General features: G+C 73.1%; 21 protein-coding genes. 11 read left to right on the plus strand and 10 right to left on the minus strand.

The features are described from left to right. The first annotated feature begins 17 nt into the window (after window positions 1-17). Window positions 18-1,223 carry a bifunctional cobalt-precorrin-7 (C(5))-methyltransferase/cobalt-precorrin-6B (C(15))-methyltransferase gene (locus H1226_RS06300; RefSeq protein ID WP_258347825.1) on the plus strand — a complete coding sequence of 402 codons (1,206 nt, stop codon included), beginning with the start codon at window positions 18-20 and terminating at the stop codon, window positions 1,221-1,223. Continuing rightward, entirely contained in the window at window positions 1,220-2,536 is a 1,317-nt protein-coding gene (locus tag H1226_RS28080) for a cobalamin biosynthesis protein (RefSeq protein ID WP_309148784.1), read from the plus strand. The genes H1226_RS06300 and H1226_RS28080 overlap by 4 nt, the downstream gene beginning before the upstream one ends. Window positions 2,537-2,576: 40 nt before the next feature. Here H1226_RS28080 and H1226_RS06315 read toward each other — a convergent pair whose 3' ends face one another. Continuing rightward, window positions 2,577-2,846 carry a DUF1876 domain-containing protein gene (locus H1226_RS06315; RefSeq protein ID WP_258347827.1) on the minus strand — a complete coding sequence of 90 codons (270 nt, stop codon included), beginning with the start codon at window positions 2,844-2,846 and terminating at the stop codon, window positions 2,577-2,579. 335 nt (window positions 2,847-3,181) lie between these two features. On the opposite strand from H1226_RS06315, the gene cobA reads away from it, so the two are divergent. Further along, entirely contained in the window at window positions 3,182-4,426 is a 1,245-nt protein-coding gene (cobA, locus tag H1226_RS06320) for a uroporphyrinogen-III C-methyltransferase (protein WP_258347829.1), read from the plus strand. Between the two features lie 93 nt (window positions 4,427-4,519). Here the strand turns inward: cobA and metG are convergent, their stop codons facing one another. From metG to H1226_RS06345, 5 genes are all read right to left on the minus strand, one after another. Then, window positions 4,520-6,238 (minus strand): methionine--tRNA ligase, encoded by a 1,719-nt coding sequence (gene metG, locus H1226_RS06325; RefSeq protein WP_258347831.1) that lies wholly within the window; start codon window positions 6,236-6,238, stop codon window positions 4,520-4,522. A 371-nt stretch (window positions 6,239-6,609) separates the two neighbouring features. Next, window positions 6,610-7,845 (minus strand): NAD(P)/FAD-dependent oxidoreductase, encoded by a 1,236-nt coding sequence (locus H1226_RS06330; protein WP_258347833.1) that lies wholly within the window; start codon window positions 7,843-7,845, stop codon window positions 6,610-6,612. Continuing rightward, entirely contained in the window at window positions 7,842-7,970 is a 129-nt protein-coding gene (locus H1226_RS06335; RefSeq protein WP_258347834.1) for a hypothetical protein, read from the minus strand. The genes H1226_RS06330 and H1226_RS06335 overlap by 4 nt, the downstream gene beginning before the upstream one ends. 119 nt (window positions 7,971-8,089) lie before the next feature. Further along, a complete protein-coding gene (locus H1226_RS06340) occupies window positions 8,090-9,181 on the minus strand; it encodes a winged helix DNA-binding domain-containing protein (RefSeq protein ID WP_258347835.1) in 1,092 nt (363 codons plus the stop codon). A 25-nt stretch (window positions 9,182-9,206) separates the two neighbouring features. Continuing rightward, window positions 9,207-9,767, minus strand: a complete 561-nt coding sequence (locus H1226_RS06345; RefSeq protein WP_258347837.1) for a DinB family protein — start codon at window positions 9,765-9,767, stop codon at window positions 9,207-9,209. A gap of 93 nt (window positions 9,768-9,860) precedes the next feature. Here H1226_RS06345 and H1226_RS06350 point away from each other — a divergent pair, with 93 nt between their 5' ends. Further along, window positions 9,861-10,868, plus strand: coding sequence for a helix-turn-helix transcriptional regulator (locus H1226_RS06350; RefSeq protein WP_258347838.1), 1,008 nt, complete (start codon window positions 9,861-9,863; stop codon window positions 10,866-10,868). 100 nt (window positions 10,869-10,968) lie between these two features. Here the strand turns inward: H1226_RS06350 and H1226_RS06355 are convergent, their stop codons facing one another. Together H1226_RS06355 and H1226_RS06360 are read right to left on the minus strand one after the other, a co-directional pair. Then, complete coding sequence (locus H1226_RS06355) at window positions 10,969-11,160, minus strand: DUF397 domain-containing protein (RefSeq protein ID WP_258347839.1); 192 nt, start codon at window positions 11,158-11,160, stop codon at window positions 10,969-10,971. Then, a complete protein-coding gene (locus tag H1226_RS06360) occupies window positions 11,157-11,999 on the minus strand; it encodes a helix-turn-helix domain-containing protein (RefSeq protein WP_258347840.1) in 843 nt (280 codons plus the stop codon). The genes H1226_RS06355 and H1226_RS06360 overlap by 4 nt, the downstream gene beginning before the upstream one ends. 129 nt (window positions 12,000-12,128) lie before the next feature. Between H1226_RS06360 and H1226_RS06365 the strand changes: the two genes are divergently transcribed. Then, complete coding sequence (locus H1226_RS06365) at window positions 12,129-12,344, plus strand: hypothetical protein (RefSeq protein ID WP_258347841.1); 216 nt, start codon at window positions 12,129-12,131, stop codon at window positions 12,342-12,344. Between the two features lie 186 nt (window positions 12,345-12,530). Here the strand turns inward: H1226_RS06365 and H1226_RS06370 are convergent, their stop codons facing one another. Then, a complete protein-coding gene (locus H1226_RS06370; RefSeq protein WP_258347842.1) occupies window positions 12,531-13,469 on the minus strand; it encodes an MBL fold metallo-hydrolase in 939 nt (312 codons plus the stop codon). A gap of 173 nt (window positions 13,470-13,642) precedes the next feature. Between H1226_RS06370 and H1226_RS06375 the strand changes: the two genes are divergently transcribed. The 6 genes from H1226_RS06375 to H1226_RS06395 all read left to right on the plus strand — a co-directional run bounded on the left by H1226_RS06375 (window position 13,643) and on the right by H1226_RS06395 (window position 16,405). Further along, complete coding sequence (locus H1226_RS06375) at window positions 13,643-13,969, plus strand: hypothetical protein (RefSeq protein ID WP_258347843.1); 327 nt, start codon at window positions 13,643-13,645, stop codon at window positions 13,967-13,969. Window positions 13,970-14,307: 338 nt separating this feature from the next. Continuing rightward, complete coding sequence (locus tag H1226_RS28245; protein ID WP_373690066.1) at window positions 14,308-14,565, plus strand: YbaB/EbfC family nucleoid-associated protein; 258 nt, start codon at window positions 14,308-14,310, stop codon at window positions 14,563-14,565. Beyond that, complete coding sequence (locus H1226_RS06380) at window positions 14,565-14,852, plus strand: YbaB/EbfC family nucleoid-associated protein (RefSeq protein WP_258347844.1); 288 nt, start codon at window positions 14,565-14,567, stop codon at window positions 14,850-14,852. Before H1226_RS28245 ends, H1226_RS06380 begins: the two co-directional genes overlap by 1 nt. A 5-nt stretch (window positions 14,853-14,857) precedes the next feature. Continuing rightward, window positions 14,858-15,166 carry a hypothetical protein gene (locus H1226_RS06385; RefSeq protein ID WP_224960420.1) on the plus strand — a complete coding sequence of 103 codons (309 nt, stop codon included), beginning with the start codon at window positions 14,858-14,860 and terminating at the stop codon, window positions 15,164-15,166. A gap of 13 nt (window positions 15,167-15,179) precedes the next feature. Next, window positions 15,180-15,836 carry a hypothetical protein gene (locus H1226_RS06390; protein ID WP_224960419.1) on the plus strand — a complete coding sequence of 219 codons (657 nt, stop codon included), beginning with the start codon at window positions 15,180-15,182 and terminating at the stop codon, window positions 15,834-15,836. A 257-nt stretch (window positions 15,837-16,093) separates the two neighbouring features. Beyond that, complete coding sequence (locus H1226_RS06395) at window positions 16,094-16,405, plus strand: hypothetical protein (RefSeq protein WP_258347846.1); 312 nt, start codon at window positions 16,094-16,096, stop codon at window positions 16,403-16,405. 59 nt (window positions 16,406-16,464) lie between these two features. On the opposite strand, the gene cobN is transcribed toward H1226_RS06395, so the two are convergent. Continuing rightward, a complete protein-coding gene (gene cobN, locus H1226_RS06400) occupies window positions 16,465-20,079 on the minus strand; it encodes a cobaltochelatase subunit CobN (RefSeq protein WP_258347847.1) in 3,615 nt (1,204 codons plus the stop codon). Window positions 20,080-20,181 lie beyond the last annotated feature (102 nt).

Genomic DNA, 20,181 nt, shown 5'->3' on the forward strand with positions numbered 1-20,181 from the left:
AGGACGAGGTGGAAGACGTGACGGTCACGGTGATCGGGATCGACGGGGCGGAGCTGCCCGCGGGCGCCGCCGAGGTGCTGGGTTCGGCGCGGCTCGTGGTGGGCTCGCGCAGACACCTCGACGCGCACGCCCCGCAGCAGGCCCGGTCGCTGGACCTCGCGCAGTGGAGCCAGGCGCTGGGCGCGCTGACCTCGCTGGCGGGTGAGGAGACCGGGGTCGTGCTCGTCGACGGCGATCCGGGTTTCTTCGGCGTGCTGCGGGAGTTGCGGGAGCGCGGGGTGCGCTGCGCCGTCACCCCGGCCGCGCCGAACGTGGCCCGGCTGATGGCCCGCCTCGGCAGGCCGTGGGACTCGGTGCCGGTGGCGGCGGCGAGCGAGGATGACCTGCCCCGCGTGCTGAACCTGTGCCGGGCGCGACCGGCGGTGCTGGTGCTCAGCGGCCCGGGGGCCGGCCCGGCGCGGCTGGCTTCCGGATTGACCGGCTGGCGGCGCACGCTCGTCGTCGGCGAGGACCTCGGCGGCGAGGGCGAGAAGATCACCACCGCCACCCCGGAGGAGGCCGCGCAGCGCAGCTGGCGCCCGGACGCGGTGGTGCTGTGCGCGGCGGAACCGAAGGAGGTCGGCGCCCGGGGCTGGCTCGCCGGCGGTGAGGTGCTGCCGCCCGCGAACGGCTGGGCGCTGTCCGAGGACGAGTTCTCGCACCGCGACGGCGAAGTGACGCCCGCCGAGGTCCGGGCGGTGGCGCTGGCGGATCTCGCGGCCCGCCCCGGCGCGCTGATCTGGGACGTCGGCGCCGGCTCCGGTTCGGTCGCCGTCGAGTGCGCCCGGCTCGGCGCCGCCACGATCGCCGTCGAGTCCGACGAGACCCAGGTGGTGCGGCTGATCACCAACGCCGCCGGGCACGGCGTGGACGTGCGGGTCGTGGAGCGCGCCGCGCCGGACTCGTTGCGGGAGCTGCCGAAACCGGACGGCGTCTTCGTCGGTGGCGGCGGGCCGGACGTGGTCGCGGCCTGCGCGCACGCGGGCGCGGCGCGGATCGTGGTGGAGCTGACCGAGCTGGAGCGGGTCGGGCCGACCCGGGAGGCGCTGCGCACCGCGGGCTACCAGGTCCGCGGGGTGCAGCTGGCCGCGAGCAGGCTGGTGGAGCTCGCCGACGGCGGCTCCAAGCTGGAACCCACGGCGCCGGTGGTGCTGGTGTCCGGGCACCGCAAGGCCGACTCGTGATCGGTCTGTTCCCGCGCACCCCGCAGGAGCAGCGCACCGCGAACGAGCTGGCCGCCCGGTGGGGGCCGGACGCGGTGCTGGTCGACGGCGGACCGGGCCCGGCGCTGCGCCGGATGTGGTCCTCGCTGGACGCGGTGGTGCTGTTCCTGCCGGTGGGCGCGGCGGTGCGGCTGATCGCGCCGCTGCTGCGCGCCGAACGCACCGATCCGGAGGTGGTGTGCGTGGACGAGCACTTCGCCGTCACCGTCTCCGGTGGGGCGCAGGCGATCGCGCCGCGGATCGCGGAGGTGCTGGGGCGGATCCCGGTGCTCACCGCGGGCGCGGCGGCCACCGAGCTGGACGAGCTCGTGGACCGGCTCGGGGCCACCGCGGACGGTGATCTCACCGGGTGCGCGCGGGCGATCGACGACGAGGAACCGGTGCTGCTGGTGAACCCGCACGGGTTCCCGCTCCCCGCGCTGCCGGAGAACGTGTCGCCGGACCGGGAGGATCCGGCCTGGACGGTGGTGGTCGACGACCGGCGGCCCGGGGAAGATCTCGGCGACCGCGTGGTGCGGTTGATCCCGCCGACGCTGGTGGTGGGCGTCGGTGCCGTGCGGGGCGTGTCGCGGACCGCGGTGACCGGGCTGATGTCCCGGCTCGACCGGGAGCACGGGCTGGACCCGCGCGCGATCCGGGCGTTCGCCACCGCGGAGGCGAAGGCGGAGGAGCGCGGCATCCTGGACGCGGTGCAGGACCTGGGTTTCTGGCACTCGGCGGACGCCGAGGAGCTACCGCTGCGCTCCTACCCGGCGGCCGAGCTCGCCGAGGAGGACGTGCCGAACCCGAGCGAACGGGTGCGGGCCGAGGTGGGCACCGCGTCCGTCGCGGAGGCCGCCGCGCTGCGCGCCGCCCGCGAGTTCGCCGGGGAGGACGCCGAGGTGCGGCTGGTCGTGCCGAAGCTGGGCGCCGACGGCGTCACCGTCGCCGCCGCCCGGATCCGCCCGCGCGGCCGGATCACCACGATCGGTCTCGGCCCGGGGCCGGCGGACCTGCGCACCCCGCGCGCGGACGCGGAACTGCGCCACGCCGCCGCCGTCGTCGGCGGGGCGCCGGAGCTGGAGCTGATCCGCGACCTGCTGCACCCGGGCGCCGTGACCCGCCGCGTCGGGTCCGCCGAGGAAGGTGCGCGCGCCGCCGCCGAACTGGCGGCCGGGGGCCGCACCGTGGCCCTCGTCGGCCCGGACGACGCGGCACCGCTGCGCGCCGCCGTCCAGGACGAACCGGCCTGCCGGGCCGTGCACGCCGAATGGATCCCCGGCGTGCGCGGCTGACGGCCGGATCGTCGCCCCGGGAGCACCGGGGGCCGCGACCTCACGCCATGAGGTGCACGCGCCGGTGCTGGCGGGTGCCGATGTCCGCCGCGGCGGTGTCGAGCAGCTTGTGGCCGAGTTCGAACAGCGCCCTGGCGAGCGCGATCTCATCTCCGATCTGCGGCACGTCCGGGTCGTCCGGGTGCCGCCGCGCGGCGCCGTGCCCGTGCAGCGCCCTGCCGTCGCCGGTGACCATCCCGACGTCCGCGGTGGTCTTCATGCCGGCTTCGACGACCTGCATGTCCAGTGTGAGCGTCCGGTTCGCGTGCATGGCCGCCTCCCTGGTTCGCCTGTCCCCAGGATGCGCCGCCGAGGACCGCGCGGCAAAGCGGTCCGGGCGGCGGTTGCGCTGGTGAGAGAGGTCACCGCAGGTTTGACCTCCGTTCCGGGGCGGGTGACGATACTGCGGTCGGTCGAGGCGCCCCCCCGGATCGTTCGGCGGCGGCCCCGGCGGCACCCCGTGGCAGGATGGTCCGGCGCCGCGCTCGGCAGGCGCCCCGCCCCGGCGGATCGGACCCGGCGACGGGTCGAGGTGACGCAGCGGCGTCCCGCGCTCAGGCCACGGCAACGGCGCCGCGGTGAACATCGACACGAACGACGGACGGCATGACCACGCACTCATCTGCGCAGCACACCTCGGGCGAACACCACTACTTCGCGGGACTCGACCTCACCGGCAGGCGGGTGGTGGTGGTCGGTGCGGGCGGCGTCGCGCAGCGGCGCGTGCCCCGGCTGATCGGCGCGGGCGCGCGCGTGGAGGTCATCTCGCCGGAGGCGACGCCCGCGGTCGAGGCGATGGCCCAGGCCGGGGAGATCACCTGGCACCGCAGGCCGTACGCGGACGGCGATCTGGACGGCGCCTGGTACGCGGTGGCGTGCGCGACGGGCCACGAGGTCAACGCCGCCGTCTCCGCCGAAGCCGAGCGCCGCCGGGTGTTCTGCGTGCGCGCCGACGACGCCGCGCAGGGCACCGCGGTGACCCCGGCCGTCGCCGAGCACGGCGGGCTGCTGCTCGGCGTGCTCGCCGGGGGAGCGCACCGGCGTTCCGCCGCGGTGCGGGACGCGCTGGTCACCGCGCTGCGCTCCGGGGTCGTGGCCGAGCACGCGGAGCGGCCCGCACCGGGCGTCGCGCTCGTCGGCGGCGGCCCCGGCGCCCCGGACCTGATCACGGTGCGCGGCAGGCAGCTGCTCGGCCGGGCCGACGTGGTGATCACCGACCGGCTGGCCCCGCGCGAGCTGCTGGAGGAGCTCGGCCCGCACGTGGAGGTCGTGGACGCCTCCAAGATCCCGTACGGCCGCGCCGCCAACCAGGACGTGATCAACGAGCTGCTGGTGGAGCACGCGCGCGCCGGGAAGTTCGTGGTGCGGCTCAAGGGCGGCGACCCGTACCTGTTCGGCCGCGGCTACGAGGAACTGCTGGCCTGCGTGGCCGCCGGGGTGCCGGTCACCTCGGTCCCCGGCATCACCAGCGCGTTCTCCGTGCCCGCCGCGGCCGACGTGCCGGTCACGCATCGCGGGGTGGCGCACGAGGTCGTGGTGGTGTCCGGGCACGTCGGTCCGCACGACGAGACCTCGCTGGTGGACTGGCCCGCGCTGGCGCGGCTGCGCGGCACGCTGGTGCTGATGATGGCGGTCAAGCGCATCGGCGAGTTCGCCGCGGTGCTGATCGAGCACGGCCGCGACCCGAAGTCGCCGGTCGCGATCGTGCAGGAGGGGACCATGCGCACCCAGCGGGCCGTGCGCACCACGCTCGCCGAGGCCGCCGACGCGGTCCGCACCCACGAGGTGGCCCCGCCCGCGGTGATCATCGTCGGCCCGGTCGCCGACCTCACCCCGCCCGAACGCCGCTGACGTTCGAACGCCGCCGTCGAGCGCGGGAACCGATGACCGCGCGAGAACGGCCCACCCGGGCTGGTGGGCCGTTCGTGGCGTCGTCCGCGCGGGTCAGCTCTCGTCGGGGGCGCCGCCGAAACGGGCCCGGTAGTCCGCCAGGTCGTCCTCGGTGACCTTCGCGAACAGCACCGGCGGGATGGTGAAGTCGGTGCCCGCCGGGACGAGCTCGAAGGACCGCGCCTCCTCGACCGACACCCAGCTGCGCTGCGGGTCGTCGGAGGCGAACGCCGCGCGCATCGCCTTCGCCGCGCCCGGGATCAGCGGTTCGGACACCACCGCGTACAGGTAGATCAGGTTCATCGCGGTGCGCAGCGTCAGCGCGGCCGCGTCCTGGTCGGTGCGGATCTGGATCCAGGGCGCCTTCTCCTCCAGGTAGGAGTTGCCCGCGCTCCACATGGACCGCAGCGCCTGGGCGGCCTTGCGGAACTGCTTGGCCTCCAAGTGGGTCTGGTAGTCGGCGAGCAGTCCGCCGATCTCCGCGGCGAGCCGCTGCTCCGGTTCCCCGGCGGCGTCCCCGGCGGGCACCTGGTCGCCGAACCGCTTGCGGGAGAACGACAACACCCGGTTCACGAAGTTGCCGAGGGTGTCGGCGAGGTCCTTGTTCACCACGGAGGCGAACAGCTCCCAGGAGAACGAGGAGTCGTCGGACTCCGGCGCGCTCGCGATGAGGAAGTAGCGCCAGTAGTCGGCGGGCAGCAGCTCCAGCGCCTGGTCGGTGAAGATCCCGCGCTGGTCGCTGGTGGAGAACTTCCCGCCGTAGTAGGTCAGCCAGTTGAACGACTGGACGAAGTCGACCATCTTCCACGGCTCGCGGGTGCCCAGCTCGGTCGCCGGGAACATCACGGTGTGGAACGGGACGTTGTCCTTGGCCATGAACTCGGTGTAGGTGACGTCCTCGGCCTCGTACCACCAGGACTTCCAGTCCCGCTCGGCCGGTGCGAGGTCGGACCACTCCTTGGTGGCGCCGATGTAGCCGATCGGCGCGTCGAACCAGACGTAGAAGACCTTGCCCTCGGCGGCCAGCTCCGGCCAGGTGTCGGCGGGCACCGGGACGCCCCAGTCGAGGTCGCGGGTGATGGAGCGGTCCCGCAGCCCCTCGGTGATCCACTTCCGGGCGATGGAGGAGGACAGGTTCGGCCACTCGCCGCTCGCCTCGTCCAGCCAGCCCTCCACCTCGTCGGTCAGCTTCGACTGGGTGAGGAACAGGTGCTTGGTCTCGCGGACCTCCAGTTCGGTGCTGCCGCTGATCGCCGACCGCGGTTCCACGAGGTCGGTCGGGTCGAGCACCCGGGTGCAGTTCTCGCACTGGTCGCCGCGGGCCTTCTCGTAGCCGCAGTGCGGGCAGGTGCCGATGATGTAGCGGTCCGGCAGGAACCGGCCGTCGGCGGGCGAGTAGACCTGCCGGATCGACTGCTGCTCGATGAAGCCGTGCTCGTGCAGCTTCCGCGCGAAGTGCTGGGTGATCTCGCGGTTCTGCTCCGAGGAGGTGCGTCCGAAGTGGTCGAAGGAGAGCTCGAAACCGCGGTAGATCTCGGCCTGCGCCCGGTGCTGCTGCTCGCAGAACTCCGCGACCGGCAGCCCGGCGTCGGCGGCGGCCAGCTCGGCCGGGGTGCCGTGCTCGTCGGTGGCGCAGATGTAGAGCACCTCGTGCCCGCGCTGGCGCAAGTACCGGGAGTAGACGTCGGCGGGGAGCATGGAGCCGACCATGTTGCCCAGGTGCTTGATGCCGTTGATGTACGGGAGCGCACTGGTTACCAGGTGGCGGGTCATTCGAGAATGCTCCAATAGCGTTGTTTCGGTGCAGACCCCGCTGAATCCGGCCGACGCCGGCGCGCGCATGGGTGCTGACGAACACCGTTGACCAGGGAGATGCTACCGGCACGGGATCGTCGGCACGGCTCGCCCTCGCCCGGCCGGACGCGGTCCGCGAGGGGGTCGTCCGGCCGGGCGGGTGCTGGTCACCGCACGGGGGAGGACGGTGCGCCGGGCTGCTCGATCTCCCAGGTCGCCGAGGTCGGCGACGAACCGGTCGCGGCCGTCGCCGGTGCGGGACGTGCGCGAGGTGCTGGCCGGTGCGCCTCCCGGTCGCCGTCCCCGGGGCCCGTTCGACCGCTGGCCGAACGGGCCGTTCCGGGTCGGGATCAGGCGGGGACGGCCTCCAGCGCGGCGACGGCCTCGTCCCACGGCCGCGGGTCGGCGACCAGGGTCCGGAGCGCGCGGGTGGGTTTCGGGGGCACACCGATGGTGAGCGCCCCGCAGGCCGTGCTGCCACGGCGGTAGAGGGCCGCGGCCTTCGGCGCCGCCGGATCGGCGCCGTCGAGCACGCGCAGCCGCACCTCGTCCGGTTCGGCCAGGTCGCCGAACGCCTGCACCTTGAACCGGTACTGGTCGGACCAGAAGTACGGCACCGGGGCGAACGGGCTCCGCTCCCCGAAGCGTTCCGGCGCCAGTTCGGCCAGCAGGTTCCGCGCGGCCGCCATGCCCTGCTCGGTGGCGTTCATCCGGTGCTCCACCCGGACCGGGCGGCCCAGCACCGGGTGCGGCCAGCGCGCCACGTCCCCGGCCGCGTAGACACCGGGGGCCGCCGCGCAGAACTCGTCGCAGCCGACGCCGTCGGCGAGGTCCAGCCCGCTGCCCGCGAGCCAGTCCACCGATGGTGTGGAGCCGATCGCGACCAGCACCGCGTCCCCGGTGATCTCCTCGCCACCGGCCAGCCGCACGCCGCGGGTGCGGCCCTCGTCGTGGACGAGCCCGGCGACGGATTCGCCGAGCCGCAGCTCGACGCCGTGCGCCCGGTGCGCGGCGGCCAGCAGCGCGCCCGCCTCGGTGCCGATGGCGCGTTCCATCGGCACCGGTTCCGGCGCGACCAGCACCACTTCGTGCCCGAGTTCGCGGGCGACCGCGGCGACCTCGACGCCGAGCACCCCGGCACCGACGACGACCAGCCGCCGCCCGGGGAACGCCAGCGGTGCGCGCAGCGCCAGCGCGTCGTCGAGGGTGCGCAGCACGTGCGCCCCCGGCGACTGCTCCGGCAGCGCGCGGGCAGCGACACCGGTCGCGATGATCACCCCGTCGCAGTCCAGCGCGTCCGCGCCGAGCAGCACCCGGCGATCGGCCACGTCCAGCCCGGTCGCCCGGGTTCCCAGCCGCAGGTCCAGGTCGAGCCCGTCGAGCGCGTCGGCGGCGCGCAGCCCGGTGCGGTCCGGTTCCCACGCGCCGGACAGCACCTGCTTGGACAGCGGCGGCCGGTCGTAGGGCAGGTGCGGTTCCGCGCCGACCAGCGCGATCTCCCCGTCCCAGCCGCTGCGGCGCAGCTGCTCCGCCGCGGTGAGCCCGGCGGCGGAGGCGCCGATCACCGCGATGCGCCCGGCGCTCATCCGCGGGCCCGGATCGCCGCTGCCGGGCACCCGGCCGCGGCCGCCCGGCCCGTCTCGTGCACCTCGGGCGGGGGTGTGCTGTCCAGCAGCACCACGACGCCGTTCTCCTCGATCGTGATCTCCATGCTTCTTCCTTACCCCTCGACGGGTTCCGGCGTCACCACGGGATGCGAAGCGGCTTGGACCACCTCTGGATGTCAGGGGAGCGGCCCGCTCGACCAGTGCCACGGGGAGAACGGGCCGCTCACCTGGGGAGGTGCACGTCGTCGTGCTGTCCGGCCGAGAGGAACAGCGCGAGCTCCCGGCCCTCGTCGGCGACGGCGGACCGTTCGGCGGCGGTGAGGCGGCGCAGCGGATCGACCCGCAGCGCGTCCGCCTCCGCCCGCCAGGTTCCCGCGACCCGGCCGTCGACCAGCACCACCCGCTCGCCCGCCACGGACAGGCCGCGGTGCTCGTCGGCCACGATCCGGCTCCGGTCGTGGTAGCCGAGGAGCGCGTTGTCGAACGCGGGCAGGAACCGCACCGGTGCGGGCACGTCCGGGTCGGGGCGCGGTGCGTCCGGCAGGTCGAGCAGCTCGCGGCCCCGCTCGTCGCGGAACGACACCAGTTCCGGGCGAAGCTCGGCCACCGCGCCCGGCAGCCCGGCGAGCCCCGACCAGGCGCGCACGTCGGCGGTCGCCGCCGGGCCGAACGCGGCCAGGTAGCGGCGCACCAGCTCCCGCCCCACCGGATCGGAACCCGGCGGCGACGGCGGGTCGACCTCGCGACCCAGCCAGTCCGCGAGCGGCACCACCCGCACCCCGCCACCGCTGCGCCACAACCCGCGCGGCGGGAGCTGCACCGCTGGGACCAGCGCCGCCACCAGCACTTCGCCCAGCGCGCGCCGGGACGGGCCCGGCCAGCGGTCGGTGAGCTCCGCCGCCAGCTCCGCCATCGCGCGCGGTTCGCCGTCGGCCAGCACCGCCCGGCCCGCCGCGGCCAGCTCGTCCAGGTCGATCCCGTCGAAGTCGCGGCGGTAGGCCGCGAGGCCGCGCTGCCGCAGCATCGCGTCGTGCCGGGACCGCCAGCCGAGCGCGTCCTCGGCGGTGAGCAGGTGCACGGTGCGGCGCATCAGGTGCGTGCGCACCAGCCGCCGCCGCACCAGCAGGTCGGAGAGCTCTCCGGGGTCGAATCCGCGCAGCCGGGCGAACAATCCCGCGAACGGGGCCTGCGGTTCCTGCGCCTGCATACCGCACAGGTGGGCCACGGCCCCGGCCACCGGCAGGTCGGCGCGGTCCAGCAGCAGTTGCCGGGCGAGCGTCGCGCGGTTGAGCGCGCGGGTTCCGAGGACGGTCATCTCGTGTCCTGTTCGCGGGAGGGGATCAGAAGCCGCGGCGGCCGTCGATGGTCTCCCGCAGGATGTCGGCGTGCCCGGCGTGCTGGGTGGTCTCGGCGATCACGTGGATCAGCACCCGGCGCGCGCTGCGCACCTCGCCCGGCGGGTTCCACGGCACCTCCGGCAGCGGGTGCGCGACGTCCAGGTCGGGCAGCGCGGACACGACCTCCGCGGTGCGCGCGGCGACCTCCTGGTAGCGGGCGAGGACGTCGGCGAGGGTGTCGCCGGGCCGCATCCGGAAATCCTCCTGGAACTCGACCATGCGCTGCGGCAGCGTCGTCGCCGTCCCCGCCATCAGGTCCTCCCAGGTGACGCCGTCGGGCAGTTCGACGGCCATCGCGGCGGTGCCTTCGAGGATGAAGCGCACCCAGTTGCGCTCCACGGACGTCACGTGCTTGATCAGACCGCCCAGGCACAGCTCGCTGACCGTCGGCCGCAGCCCGAGCTGCTCGTCGTCCAGCCCGTCGGTGGTGGTGATCAGCGCCGTGCGGGCGGCGTCGAGCTCGGCGAGCAGGTCGGCGCGCTCGGCGTCGAGGGTGGTGGTCACGGTGGTCCTTCCGGTCGTGCTTCGTCGTCGTGGGCCCCACCTTGACACCGGTAGCGGACAGGGTGCGTCCGCTACTCCGGGCACGATGGGGTCGTGCCGAAGACCTCCGCGCGGTTGCTGTCGTTGCTGTCCCTGCTGCAGGCCCGCCGGGACTGGCCGGGCGCGCTGCTCGCCGAACGCCTCGACGTCAGCCCGCGCACGGTGCGCCGCGACGTGGACCGGTTGCGGGAGCTCGGTTATCCGATCGCGGCGAGCAAGGGGCCGGACGGCGGTTACCGGCTGGGCGCGGGCAGCGAATTGCCGCCGCTGCTGTTCGACGACGACCAGGCCGTGGCGCTCACCCTCGCGCTCCAGCTCGCCGGCACCTCGGGGGCGGGGCTGGAGGAGGCGGCGCAGCGCGCGCTGCACACCATCCGCCAGGTGCTGCCCGCCCGGCTGCGGCACCGCGTGGACACGGTCCGGGTGACCGCGGTTCCGCAGCCGGAGGCGCGGGTGCGGGTGGAGCGCGGCGTGCTGGTGGCGCTCAGCGCCGCGGTGCACGCCCGCGAAGAGCTGCGCTTCGACTACCTGCACCCGAGGCGGGAGGGACCGCCGCGGCGGGTGCAGCCGCACCACCTGATCACCTGGGGCGGGCGTTGGTACCTGGTGGCGTGGGACCTGGACCGGGCGGACTGGCGCACCTTCCGCGCCGACCGGATCGCACCCCGCACACCGACCGGCCCGCGCTTCGCGCCGCGCGAGGTGCCCGGGGGCGACGTGGCGCGGTTCGTCACCGAGAAGTTCCGGGGCGCGCAGGGCTGGCCGTGCCGCGGGGAGGTGGTGCTGCACCGGCCGGCGGAGGAGGTCGCCGAGTTCCTGTCGGACGACCTGGTGGAACCGCTCGACGAGGGGCGCTGCCGGTTGCTGGCCGGTTCCTGGTCGTGGTCCGGGCTGGCGGCGGCGATCGCGCGGTTCGGGGTGGACTTCGAGGTGGTCGGGCCGCCGGAGCTGCGCGCCGCGGTCGCCGACCTGGGGCGCCGCTGCGCGGCGTCGATCGACCAGCCACCGGCGGCATCGCCACCGGCGGCGGACGTCCCGTCGAGGAGAGCGCCGAAGTCGTGACCCGGACGGCCACCACCGGGCCGGACGGTCCCACCGGCCGGACGGCGAGCTCGGCTGGTGACCCCGCGAGCCGGGGCCACCACCGAGGCCGTCCGTGGTGTCAGCGGTCGTAGCGCCCGGTCTTCACCGCGGTGAGGAACTCGGACCACCGCGGAAGATCGGTGAGCAAGTACCCGGCCGCGCGATTCTTGGTGTCGCGGATGGCGGCACGGCCGTCCGCGCGCCCGATCTCGACGCAGTTGGTCTGGTTGCCGCTGTAGCTCGATTTCCGCCAGCGGAAGGCCTTGCTCATTTCTCTTTCTCCATCTGATCGGTGATCTCAGCGACGAGAGCCGCCGAGGCTTCGCGGCTCATCGCCATCCCGCGAAGTCTCTCGGCTGCGTTCCGGTAGTCCTGCACGTCCTTGGCATCGGTGATGGTCGTACTGGAGCGGTAGTGCTCGAGGTGCACCACCGGCTTGTCCCGATTGAACTCGATCAGCACGAACGGGCCTTCGAGCGCGGGCGAATATCCGCCGCCGAGCGGCAGGACCTGGACCTCGACGTTGTCCCGCTGAGCCCACTCCGCGAGATGTCGGAGTTGTTCGACCATCACGGCGGGTTCGCACGGCGGATAGCGGAGGGCGTGTTCACCGATGATCGCGTTCAAGGTGACCGGTGTGCGGCGGCTGAGCACATCTCGGCGCCCCAGTCGATAGGTCACGCGCTTGTCCGCTTCGCCGCGGGTGGCGCCCGCTCCGAGCATGATCGAACGTGCGTAGTTCCCGGTCTGCAGCAGTCCTGGGATGAGCAGTGGTTCGACATCGGTGATGCGCTGCGCGGTGCGCTCGTACTCGGTCAGCACGGTCAGCTGTTTGCCGACTCCTGGCGCTACCCAGTTCGGATCTCCGGCATCCCGGGCGAGTTGCAGCAAGCGTTCGCGCTCGTCGCCGGTGACGCCGAGGATTCCCAGCACGGCGCCGACATCGGCCTCGCGCGGCGTCAGTTTGCCGTTCTCCCAACGGGAAACATGGGTGTGGCTTCGCCCGAGCCGAGTTCCCAGTTCGCTGGTGGACAACCCTGCTGCTTTGCGCGCTGCGCGTAGCTCCGCTCCGAGCTGTCGCGCTCGAGGTGTGTCAGCTGTGCTGGGCATGCACAAATCCTAGCCAGAGCCCTGTCCCGCTCCCGCTTCACCCGAAGGAGATCTTGGCATTTGTGCATGCACAAGTTTATGGTTCTTGCACAAGCGGGAGCGGGATGGCGACAACGAATGGAACGATCGATGGCACGGGTGTTCATGGCCTCGGAGCGGGAATCGGTGTGGCACGTGGTGGAGCTGCGCACCGGTGGCGCACGGCCGATCGCCCGCTGCGGCCACGTGATCCGCGGCCGGGTGCACCGCCGCCTCGGCTGCCCGGAGCGGCCGCGCGGGATGTGCGACCCGTGTGCTTCGGACGTGAACGGCCGAGAACCGCGCCCCACGCCGGAGGTCTCCTGAGATTTCCAGCAGGCCCTCGGTGCCGACCGCCCGAGGGCCGGGCCGGTCCGCGTCCCCGACCCCCGACCGGGCGTGGACCGGTTCCCGGCCGGGTCGCCCTGCGCCCCTCCCCGAGCGCGGTGGCCCGGCCGGACCCCGGTGGCGGGCGGAGCACCTCCGCCCGCCACCGGACGACCCCGTGGCGGATCAGGCGGTGTTGACGGAGGTCTCCATCGGGGCGCCGCGCCATGCGACGGAGTCGCGGAGGGCGGCGGCGATGTCGGGGGCGGTGCCGGTCAGGTCGGCGTAGGCGCGGTGCAGGTTCGCGACGATGCGCTCGGCGTCGGCCCAGTCCGCGAACTCGCCGAGGTCGGCTTCCTGCGCGGCCCGCAACGGCGGGATCCCGGCGTCCGCCCCGGACTTCGCGAGGTCCAGCACCAGCCGGTAGTAGCGCTCGTGCTCGGCGAGCACGCCCGGCAGGTCCGCGGCCTCGATCACCGGCCCGTGCCCGGGCACCACGCGCTGCGGCTCGAACTCGGCGATCCAGTTCAGCGCCCGCGCCGCGCCCGCCGGCGAACCCATGAACACCAGCGGAGTGAGCCCGTGGAACAGCAGATCGCCGCTGAACAGCACGCGCTCCTCCGGCAGCCAGGCCACCACGTCGCCGCCGGTGTGCGCCGCGTGCCCGGGGTGGCGCAGCTCGACGGTGCGGCCACCGACGTGCACCGACAGCTCGGACCGGAAGGTCACCGACGGCACGCGCCGCACCACGTTCCCCCAGTCCGGGACGGGCGACCAGAACGGCGGGCAACCGTCGATCATCGGGTCGGCCGCCAGCGCGGCCCGCATGTGCTCGTGTCCGAACAGGACGGTCTCGGCGGGCAGCAGCGAGTTGCCGTAGGAGTGGTCGCCGTGCTCGTGGGTGTTCACCGCCCACCGGATCGGCGAATCCGGTGCGGTGCGGGCGATCTCGGCCAGGAACCGGCGGGTGCGCTGCTCGGTGGCGCAGGTGTCCACGACGAGCAGCCCGTCGTCCCCCGAGATCACCCCGGCGTTGTTCACCCACCAGGTCCCGTCCGGCTGCACCCACGCCCACACCCCGTCGGCGAGCGGTTCGAGGCGGGGCTGCGCGTCGTTCGTGTGCATGCGAGCAGTGTGCACCGGCGGCCCGAGTCCGTCCCGACCCGTCTCCGGGCGGGTTCGTGGGGGGAAGGCCGCTGCAGTACCCGGCACGCGCGGAATTCGTCCGGTCACCCGGCGTCCGGCTCTACGCTCCGATTTCCCGGCCAGGTGAGCCGGACAGGTGAGGAGGCCGTGTCGTGCAGGTGAAGAAGTTCCTCGGTGCGCTGGTGCTGGCGGGCGGTGTCGCGGTGGCGGCCCCGGCGGTGGCGCTGGCGGCGGACCCGCCGCCGGACCAGACCGTCCCCGGCAATGGCGACGCCGACGAGACCACGCCCGGTTCCGGCGGTACCAGCGACGGCACCGTGCCCGGCTCGGGCGGGGTGGGCACGATCGCCCTGGCGCAGGGCGACGGCGGTTCCGGCATCGGCGACAGCGGCGGCGGTTCCGGCATCGGCAACAGCGGTGACGACACCGGCTCGGGCATCGGCGACAGCGGCGGCGGCTCGGGCATCGGCCAGAGCTGACCCGATCGCCCGCGCGGAACGGCCCGCCCGACCGTCCGGTCGGGCGGGCCGTTCCGTCCTCGATGGGGAGAGGTCAGGACCCCTGCGGCCCGTCCTCCAGGTCGCCTTCGGCACCGGGAAACCACCTCTTCGGTCGTCCGCGCGGGATCGCGCGGGTGACTGGGGTCCGTTCAGGAAGTCCTCGATGAGATCGTCGAATCCGCCTCGCACCGGCTCGTTGGTCTCTTACGGTACCTGTCACGGGGTGTGGTCCCGTGTACGCGGAGAAAAGGGGGTGCGGTTTTGGACTGGGAAGAGTTGCGGCGCACGGCTGATGCTCTTGATGAGCAGGCCGGCTGATTCGCGAAGCCCGAGAAGAGCAGGAGACGCTGCGGTTCCGCGGCTCGTCGGAGAGCGGAGTCGCGACCGCGACCTGCACCGGAAGAGGCGCTCTGCTCGAACTCGACATCCGAGCCGGTGCGCTCGCTTCGAGTCGACCCGAGATGATTTCGCGCGACCTGGTGGAGTCCATCCAAGCTGCGCGCCGGTCGGCTGGTGAGGCGGTCGGCGAACGGCTCCAGCAGCTAGCGCCAGGATTCACCTCGGAGGCCGAGTGATGCAGGAGATCGAGGACCTGGTCGCTGAGATCGGTCGGCGCACCGAAGAAGTGGCGGAGGTCGGGAGGTCGCTCTCAGAACGACGAATATCAGTTGATGTTCCAGGGGGGATCGGCACCGTCTCCGTGAGCGGTCACGGTCAGTTGATCGACATCGAGCTCGATCGGGAGAACCTCTGGCGTACCAACGAATCGTCGCTCGGTCGGCTCGTCGTAGACGCGCTCGCGGACGCCGAACGGCAGGCTGCCGAATTGCGCGAACGCGATTTCCAGAACGGTCAGGGGTGAGCGGCGTGGCCGGGTTCGACGTGGTGATCGAGGCATTACGCGGGAACGTGATGTTCTTGCAGGAGGCCCAGGACAGCTGGGAAGAGGCGCACAACAAGGTCAAGGGGAAGACCTTGGAGGAGGACGACCTCGGCCTCTTGGGGAAGCAGGGCGACATTCCCGGTGCTTACAACGGCGCTGCGGAGAACCTCTTCGCCGGCCTGTTGAAGGGTGTCGAGAACCTGGGGAAGGCGGCCGCTTCCCTGCGTGCGGTGGTCGACGACCAGGCCGAACGCGAAGAAGAGATCGAAGCAGAGCTGCGGAAGACCCAGTAGGAGGTGGTGCAGCATGACGGCAGCGTTGACTGCGTTCCCTGATCGGGAAGCCGCCATCGTCGTCGAGTACGCCGAGAAGACCGGACGGTACGTGATCGTCCGGGTCATCGATGAGATCCGTGACTGGCTCGGCCATCCCGAGGTGGTCATGGATATCGCCCAGGCCTGGTCTCCCGCTGCCAAGGCAGGTCTGCTGCACGCCGACGACACCATCGTCGAGGCGCGCACGTCCATCAGCGGAAACTGGTCCGGGCCGGCGGCCACCAGCTATCTGACCTACTTGGATCACGTTTCCAAGGTGATGCTGGCGACCGGTGAGCTGTTCGACGAGTTCTCCGGGAAGATGCTCGACATCCGGCAGCACATCACCGACGCCTACAAGGAGGCGATCGGCATCATCGGCAACACCGGGGCGGAGATCCTGAGCATGACCGGTGGGATCGTCGCCGGTGCGAAGGAGTTGCTCTTCGGGGTGGCGGACGCCGTGCTCGAGGCGTTGGCGAACTTCCTGCGGCTGATCACCTCGACGGCGCAGAACATCGTGCAGATCATGACGGATTTCCAGCGCAGCGGGCTGGAACTCGCGCAGCGGGCGGCAGATCTGCAGATCCCGGAGGCATTGCCGTCGGTGGTCGCGGATTCCGGGAACTGGAAGGCGGGGTCCGCATGATCGGGGCCTGGCAGCGGGGTATCGGGGTCGCTGCTCTGCTGGTGTGCGCGGCGGGATGCGCGAGCAACCCGGGAACCGACCCGGCGAACGACGAGTTCCAGGAATCCCCGGAGGCGTGCTCGTTGCTGACCACGCAGGCGGTCGGAGACGCGCTCGGCGCCCCGCAGGTCACTCCGGAACCAGCGGGGAACGGGTGCACCTGGTCGTTCCGGGGTGCAGCGGAAATCGGACCGGGGCCGGCGTTGCGGACCCTTTCAGTGCGGAACACCGTGCACCGCAGCAACGGCGAGACCTCCGGCTCGGATCTCGCGCTCGCGGCGGTGCAGCGGGCCGGGCGGGATTCCGGTGGGCGGATGCAGGGCATCAGCGGAGTCGGCGACGCCGGGGTTCGCGGATCGGCCGCGGGAAGCGCGGAGTACGTGTTCGCCGTCGGCAACATCAGCGTCGCGCTCACCGTCGAAGGCCAGGACTTCGACGGTGCGAACGCGCAGCCGATCCCCGCGGACGCGGCGAGCCGGGCGGGCTCGCGGATCGGCCAGCAGATCACGACGGCGCTGCGCCGGGGCTGACCGGGTCTTCCAGGGGCCCGTCCGCCGGATTTCCGGCGGACGGGCCGCTCACCCGGCGGTCAGCTCTTCTGCGGCCCGTCCTCCAGGTCGCCTTCGGTCTGCAGGTAGATCTCGTGCAGGGCGGTGATCGTCTCCGGGTTCGGGGACTCCCACATGTTCCGGTTCGCCGCTTCCAGCAGGCGTTCCGCGATGCCGTGCAGCGCCCACGGGTTGGACTCGGTGAGGAACTTCTGGTTCTCCTCGTCCAGCACGTAGGTCTCGGCGAGCTTCTCGTACATCCAGTCGCCGACGACACCGGTCGTGGCGTCGTAGCCGAACAGGTAGTCCACGGTGGCGGCCAGTTCGAACGCGCCCTTGTAGCCGTGCTTGCGCATCGCGGCGAGCCAGCGCGGGTTCACCACGCGGGCGCGGAACACCCGCGAGGTCTCCTCGGTCAGCGAGCGGGTCCGGATGGCGTCCGGGCGGCTGCTGTCGCCGATGTAGGCCGCCGGTGCCTTGCCGGTCAGCGCGCGCACCGTGGCGATCATGCCGCCGTGGTACTGGAAGTAGTCGTCCGAGTCGGCGATGTCGTGCTCGCGGGTGTCGACGTTCTTCGCCGCCACCGAGATCCGCTTGTAGGCGGATTCCATGTCGCCGCGTGCCTCGGTGCCCTCCAGGCCGCGGCCGTAGGCGTAGCCGCCCCACACCGCGTACACCTCGGCGAGGTCGGTGTCGTCGCGCCAGTTCTTGCTGTCCATCAGCGGCAGCAGGCCGGCCCCGTAGGCGCCGGGCTTCGAACCGAAGATGCGCGTGGTGGCGCGGCGTTCGTCGCCGTGCCCGGCCAGGTCGGCCTGCGCGTGGGCGCGCACGAAGTTCTGCTCGTGCGGCTCGTCGAGCGCGGCGACCTTGCGGACCGCGTCGTCGAGCAGCGTCACCACGTGCGGGAACGCGTCGCGGAAGAACCCGCTGATGCGCACCGTCACGTCCACCCGCGGGCGGCCCAGCTCGTCGAGCGGGATCACTTCGAGCCCGTTGACGCGCCGCGACGCCTCGTCCCAGGTGGGCCGGACGCCCAGCAGCGCCAGCACTTCCGCGATGTCGTCACCGGAGGTGCGCATCGCCGAGGTGCCCCACACCGACAGGCCCACCGAACGCGGGTACTCGCCGGTGTCGGCGAGGTAGCGCTCGATCAGCGAATCGGCGATGGCGTGCCCGGTCTCCCAGGCGAGCCTGCTCGGCACCGCCTTCGGGTCCACCGAGTAGAAGTTCCGGCCCGTCGGCAGCACGTTGATCAGGCCGCGCAGCGGGGAACCGCTCGGGCCCGCGGGCACGTAGCCGCCGTCGAGGGCGTGCAGCGTCGCGGTCATCTCGTCGGTGGTGGCGTCCAGCCGCGGCACCACCTCGGTGACGGCGAACTCCAGCACCCGCACCACGTCGTCCGGCGCGTCGCCCAGCACCGAGCGGCACACCTCGACGACCGCGCCGAGCTCCCAGCCGCGCTCCTCCATGCCCGCGACGAGCGCGTGCGCGGAGCTCTCCACGTCGTCCACGGTGCCGCGGGCGACGCTGCCGTCCTCCAGCATGCCCAGCGCCTCGCGCAGGCCGGGCAGGGCGCCGCTCTGGCCGCCCCACACCTGCCGGGCGCGCAGCATCGCCAGCACCAGGTTCACCCGCGCCTCCCCGGTCGGGGCGGCGCCGAGGACGTGCAGGCCGTCGCGGATCTGCGCGTCCTTGATCTCGCACAGCCAGCCGTCGACGTGCAGCAGCATGTCGTCGAACTCGGCCTCGTGCGGGCGCTCGTCCAGACCGAGGTCGTGGTCGAGCTTCGCGGCCTGCATCAACGTCCAGATCTGGCTGCGGATCGCGGGCAGCTTCGCCGGGTCCATCGCCGAGATCTGCGCGTGCTCGTCGAGCAGCTGCTCCAGCTTCGCGATGTCGCCGTAGCTCTCCGCGCGCGCCATCGGCGGCACCAGGTGGTCCACCAGCGTCGCGTGCACCCGGCGCTTCGCCTGGGTGCCCTCGCCCGGGTCGTTGACCAGGAACGGGTACACCAGCGGCAGGTCCGCCAGCGCCGCGTCCGGTGCGCAGGACGCCGACATGCCCGCGGTCTTGCCGGGCAGCCACTCCAGGTTGCCGTGCTTGCCGAGGTGCACCATCGCGTGCGCGCCGAACTCGTCGGTCATCCAGCGGTAGGCGGCCAGGTAGTGGTGGCTCGGCGGCAGGTCCGGGTCGTGGTAGATCGCGATCGGGTTCTCGCCGAAGCCGCGCGGCGGCTGCACCACGACGACGACGTTCCCGGCGCGCAGCGCGGCCACCACGATCTCGCCGTCCGGGTCGTGCGAGCGGTCCACGAACTGCTCGCCCGGCGGCGGGCCCCAGTGCTGCTCGACGCTCTCCCGCAGGTCCTGCGGCAGCGTGGCGAACCAGTCGGCGTAGCGCTTCGCGGGGATGCGCACCGGGTTGCCGGACAGCTGCTCCTCGGTCAGCCAGTCCGGGTCCTGGCCACCGGCGGCGATCAGCGCGTGCACCAGCGCGTCGCCGTCCTGCGCGGCCACGCCGGGCAGCGCGTCCGGGCCGTCCTCCGGGCCGATGTCGTAGCCGGCCTCGCGCAGCCGCCGCAGCAGGCCCACCGCGCTCGCCGGGGTGTCCAGGCCGACGGCGTTGCCGATCCGGGAGTGCTTCGTCGGGTACGCCGACAGCATCAGCACCAGGCGCTTGTCCGCGGCGGGCACGTGCCGCAGCCGCGCGTGCTTCACCGCGATCCCGGCGACGCGGGCCGCGCGCTCCGGGTCGGCGACGTACACCGGGAGGCCTTCGGCGTCGTTCTCCTTGAACGAGAACGGCACCGTGATCAGGCGGCCGTCGAACTCGGGCACCGCGACCTGGGTGGCCATGTCCAGCGGGGACAGGCCCTCGTCGTTGTCCTCCCACGCCTCGCGGCTGGAGGTCAGGGTGAGGCCCTGCAGGATCGGCACGTCCAGCGCGGCGAGCGCGCCCACGTCCCACGCCTCGTCGTCACCACCGGCCGAGGCCGTCGCCGGCTTCGTGCCGCCCGCGGCCAGCACCGTCACGATCAGCGCGTCCGCCTCGCGCAGCGTGTCCAGCAGACCCGGCTCCGGGGCGCGCAGCGAGGCGCAGAACACCGGCAGCGCCTGGCCGCCCGCGTCCTCGATCGCCTCGGACAGGGCGTGCGCGAACGCGGTGTTGCCCGCCATGTGGTGCGCGCGGTAGTAGAGCACCGCGACCTTCGGACCCTCGGTCCGGCGCGGGGTGCGCTCCAGCAGGCCCCACTTCGGCGTCTCCACCGGCGGTTCGAAGCCGTGGCCGGTGAGCAGCACCGTGTCGGACAGGAAGTTGAACAGCTGCGCCAGGTTCTCCGGCCCGCCCTGCGCGAGGTAGCCGTGCGCCTGCGAGCAGACGCCGCCGGGCACCGTGGAGCACTCCATCAGCTCGGCGTCCGGGGCCTGCTCACCGCCGAGCACCACGACCGGGCGCGGTCCGGCGAGCAGCGCGTCCAAGCCCTCCTCCCACGCGCGGCGGCCGCCGAGCAGCCGCACCACCACGAGGTCGGCGCCCTCCAGCAGCGGCGGCAGGTCGTCCACGCCGAGCCGAGCCGGGTTGCCGAGGCGGAAGTCCGCACCGCTGGCGCGTGCGCTGAGCAGATCGGTGTCCGATGTGGACAGCAGCAGGATCATGCGGCACGCTCCCGGCTGAGCAGGGACGCGGGCGTGCGGACAGGACGCATGGTCAACCTTCCTCGGGGTCCTCGCCCCGGAGTCGTCGGCACCCGGTGTGGC

The sequence above is a fragment of the Saccharopolyspora gregorii genome (assembly GCF_024734405.1).
In the GTDB taxonomy this organism is placed as follows: Bacteria; Actinomycetota; Actinomycetes; order Mycobacteriales; family Pseudonocardiaceae; genus Saccharopolyspora_C; species Saccharopolyspora_C gregorii.

Coding starts and splice junctions, on each gene's coding strand:
- H1226_RS06380 (WP_258347844.1), top strand. CDS start 14,565: ATGCAGGAGATCGAGGACCTGGTCGCTGAGATCGGTCGGCGCACCGAA.
- H1226_RS06365 (WP_258347841.1), top strand. CDS start 12,129: ATGGCACGGGTGTTCATGGCCTCGGAGCGGGAATCGGTGTGGCACGTG.
- H1226_RS06360 (WP_258347840.1), bottom strand. CDS start 11,999: ATGCCCAGCACAGCTGACACACCTCGAGCGCGACAGCTCGGAGCGGAG.
- cobN (WP_258347847.1), bottom strand. CDS start 20,079: ATGATCCTGCTGCTGTCCACATCGGACACCGATCTGCTCAGCGCACGC.
- H1226_RS06315 (WP_258347827.1), bottom strand. CDS start 2,846: ATGCACGCGAACCGGACGCTCACACTGGACATGCAGGTCGTCGAAGCC.
- metG (WP_258347831.1), bottom strand. CDS start 6,238: ATGACCCGCCACCTGGTAACCAGTGCGCTCCCGTACATCAACGGCATC.
- H1226_RS06355 (WP_258347839.1), bottom strand. CDS start 11,160: ATGAGCAAGGCCTTCCGCTGGCGGAAATCGAGCTACAGCGGCAACCAG.
- H1226_RS06335 (WP_258347834.1), bottom strand. CDS start 7,970: ATGGAGATCACGATCGAGGAGAACGGCGTCGTGGTGCTGCTGGACAGC.
- H1226_RS06330 (WP_258347833.1), bottom strand. CDS start 7,845: ATGAGCGCCGGGCGCATCGCGGTGATCGGCGCCTCCGCCGCCGGGCTC.
- H1226_RS06370 (WP_258347842.1), bottom strand. CDS start 13,469: ATGCACACGAACGACGCGCAGCCCCGCCTCGAACCGCTCGCCGACGGG.
- H1226_RS06390 (WP_224960419.1), top strand. CDS start 15,180: ATGACGGCAGCGTTGACTGCGTTCCCTGATCGGGAAGCCGCCATCGTC.
- cobA (WP_258347829.1), top strand. CDS start 3,182: ATGACCACGCACTCATCTGCGCAGCACACCTCGGGCGAACACCACTAC.
- H1226_RS06340 (WP_258347835.1), bottom strand. CDS start 9,181: ATGACCGTCCTCGGAACCCGCGCGCTCAACCGCGCGACGCTCGCCCGG.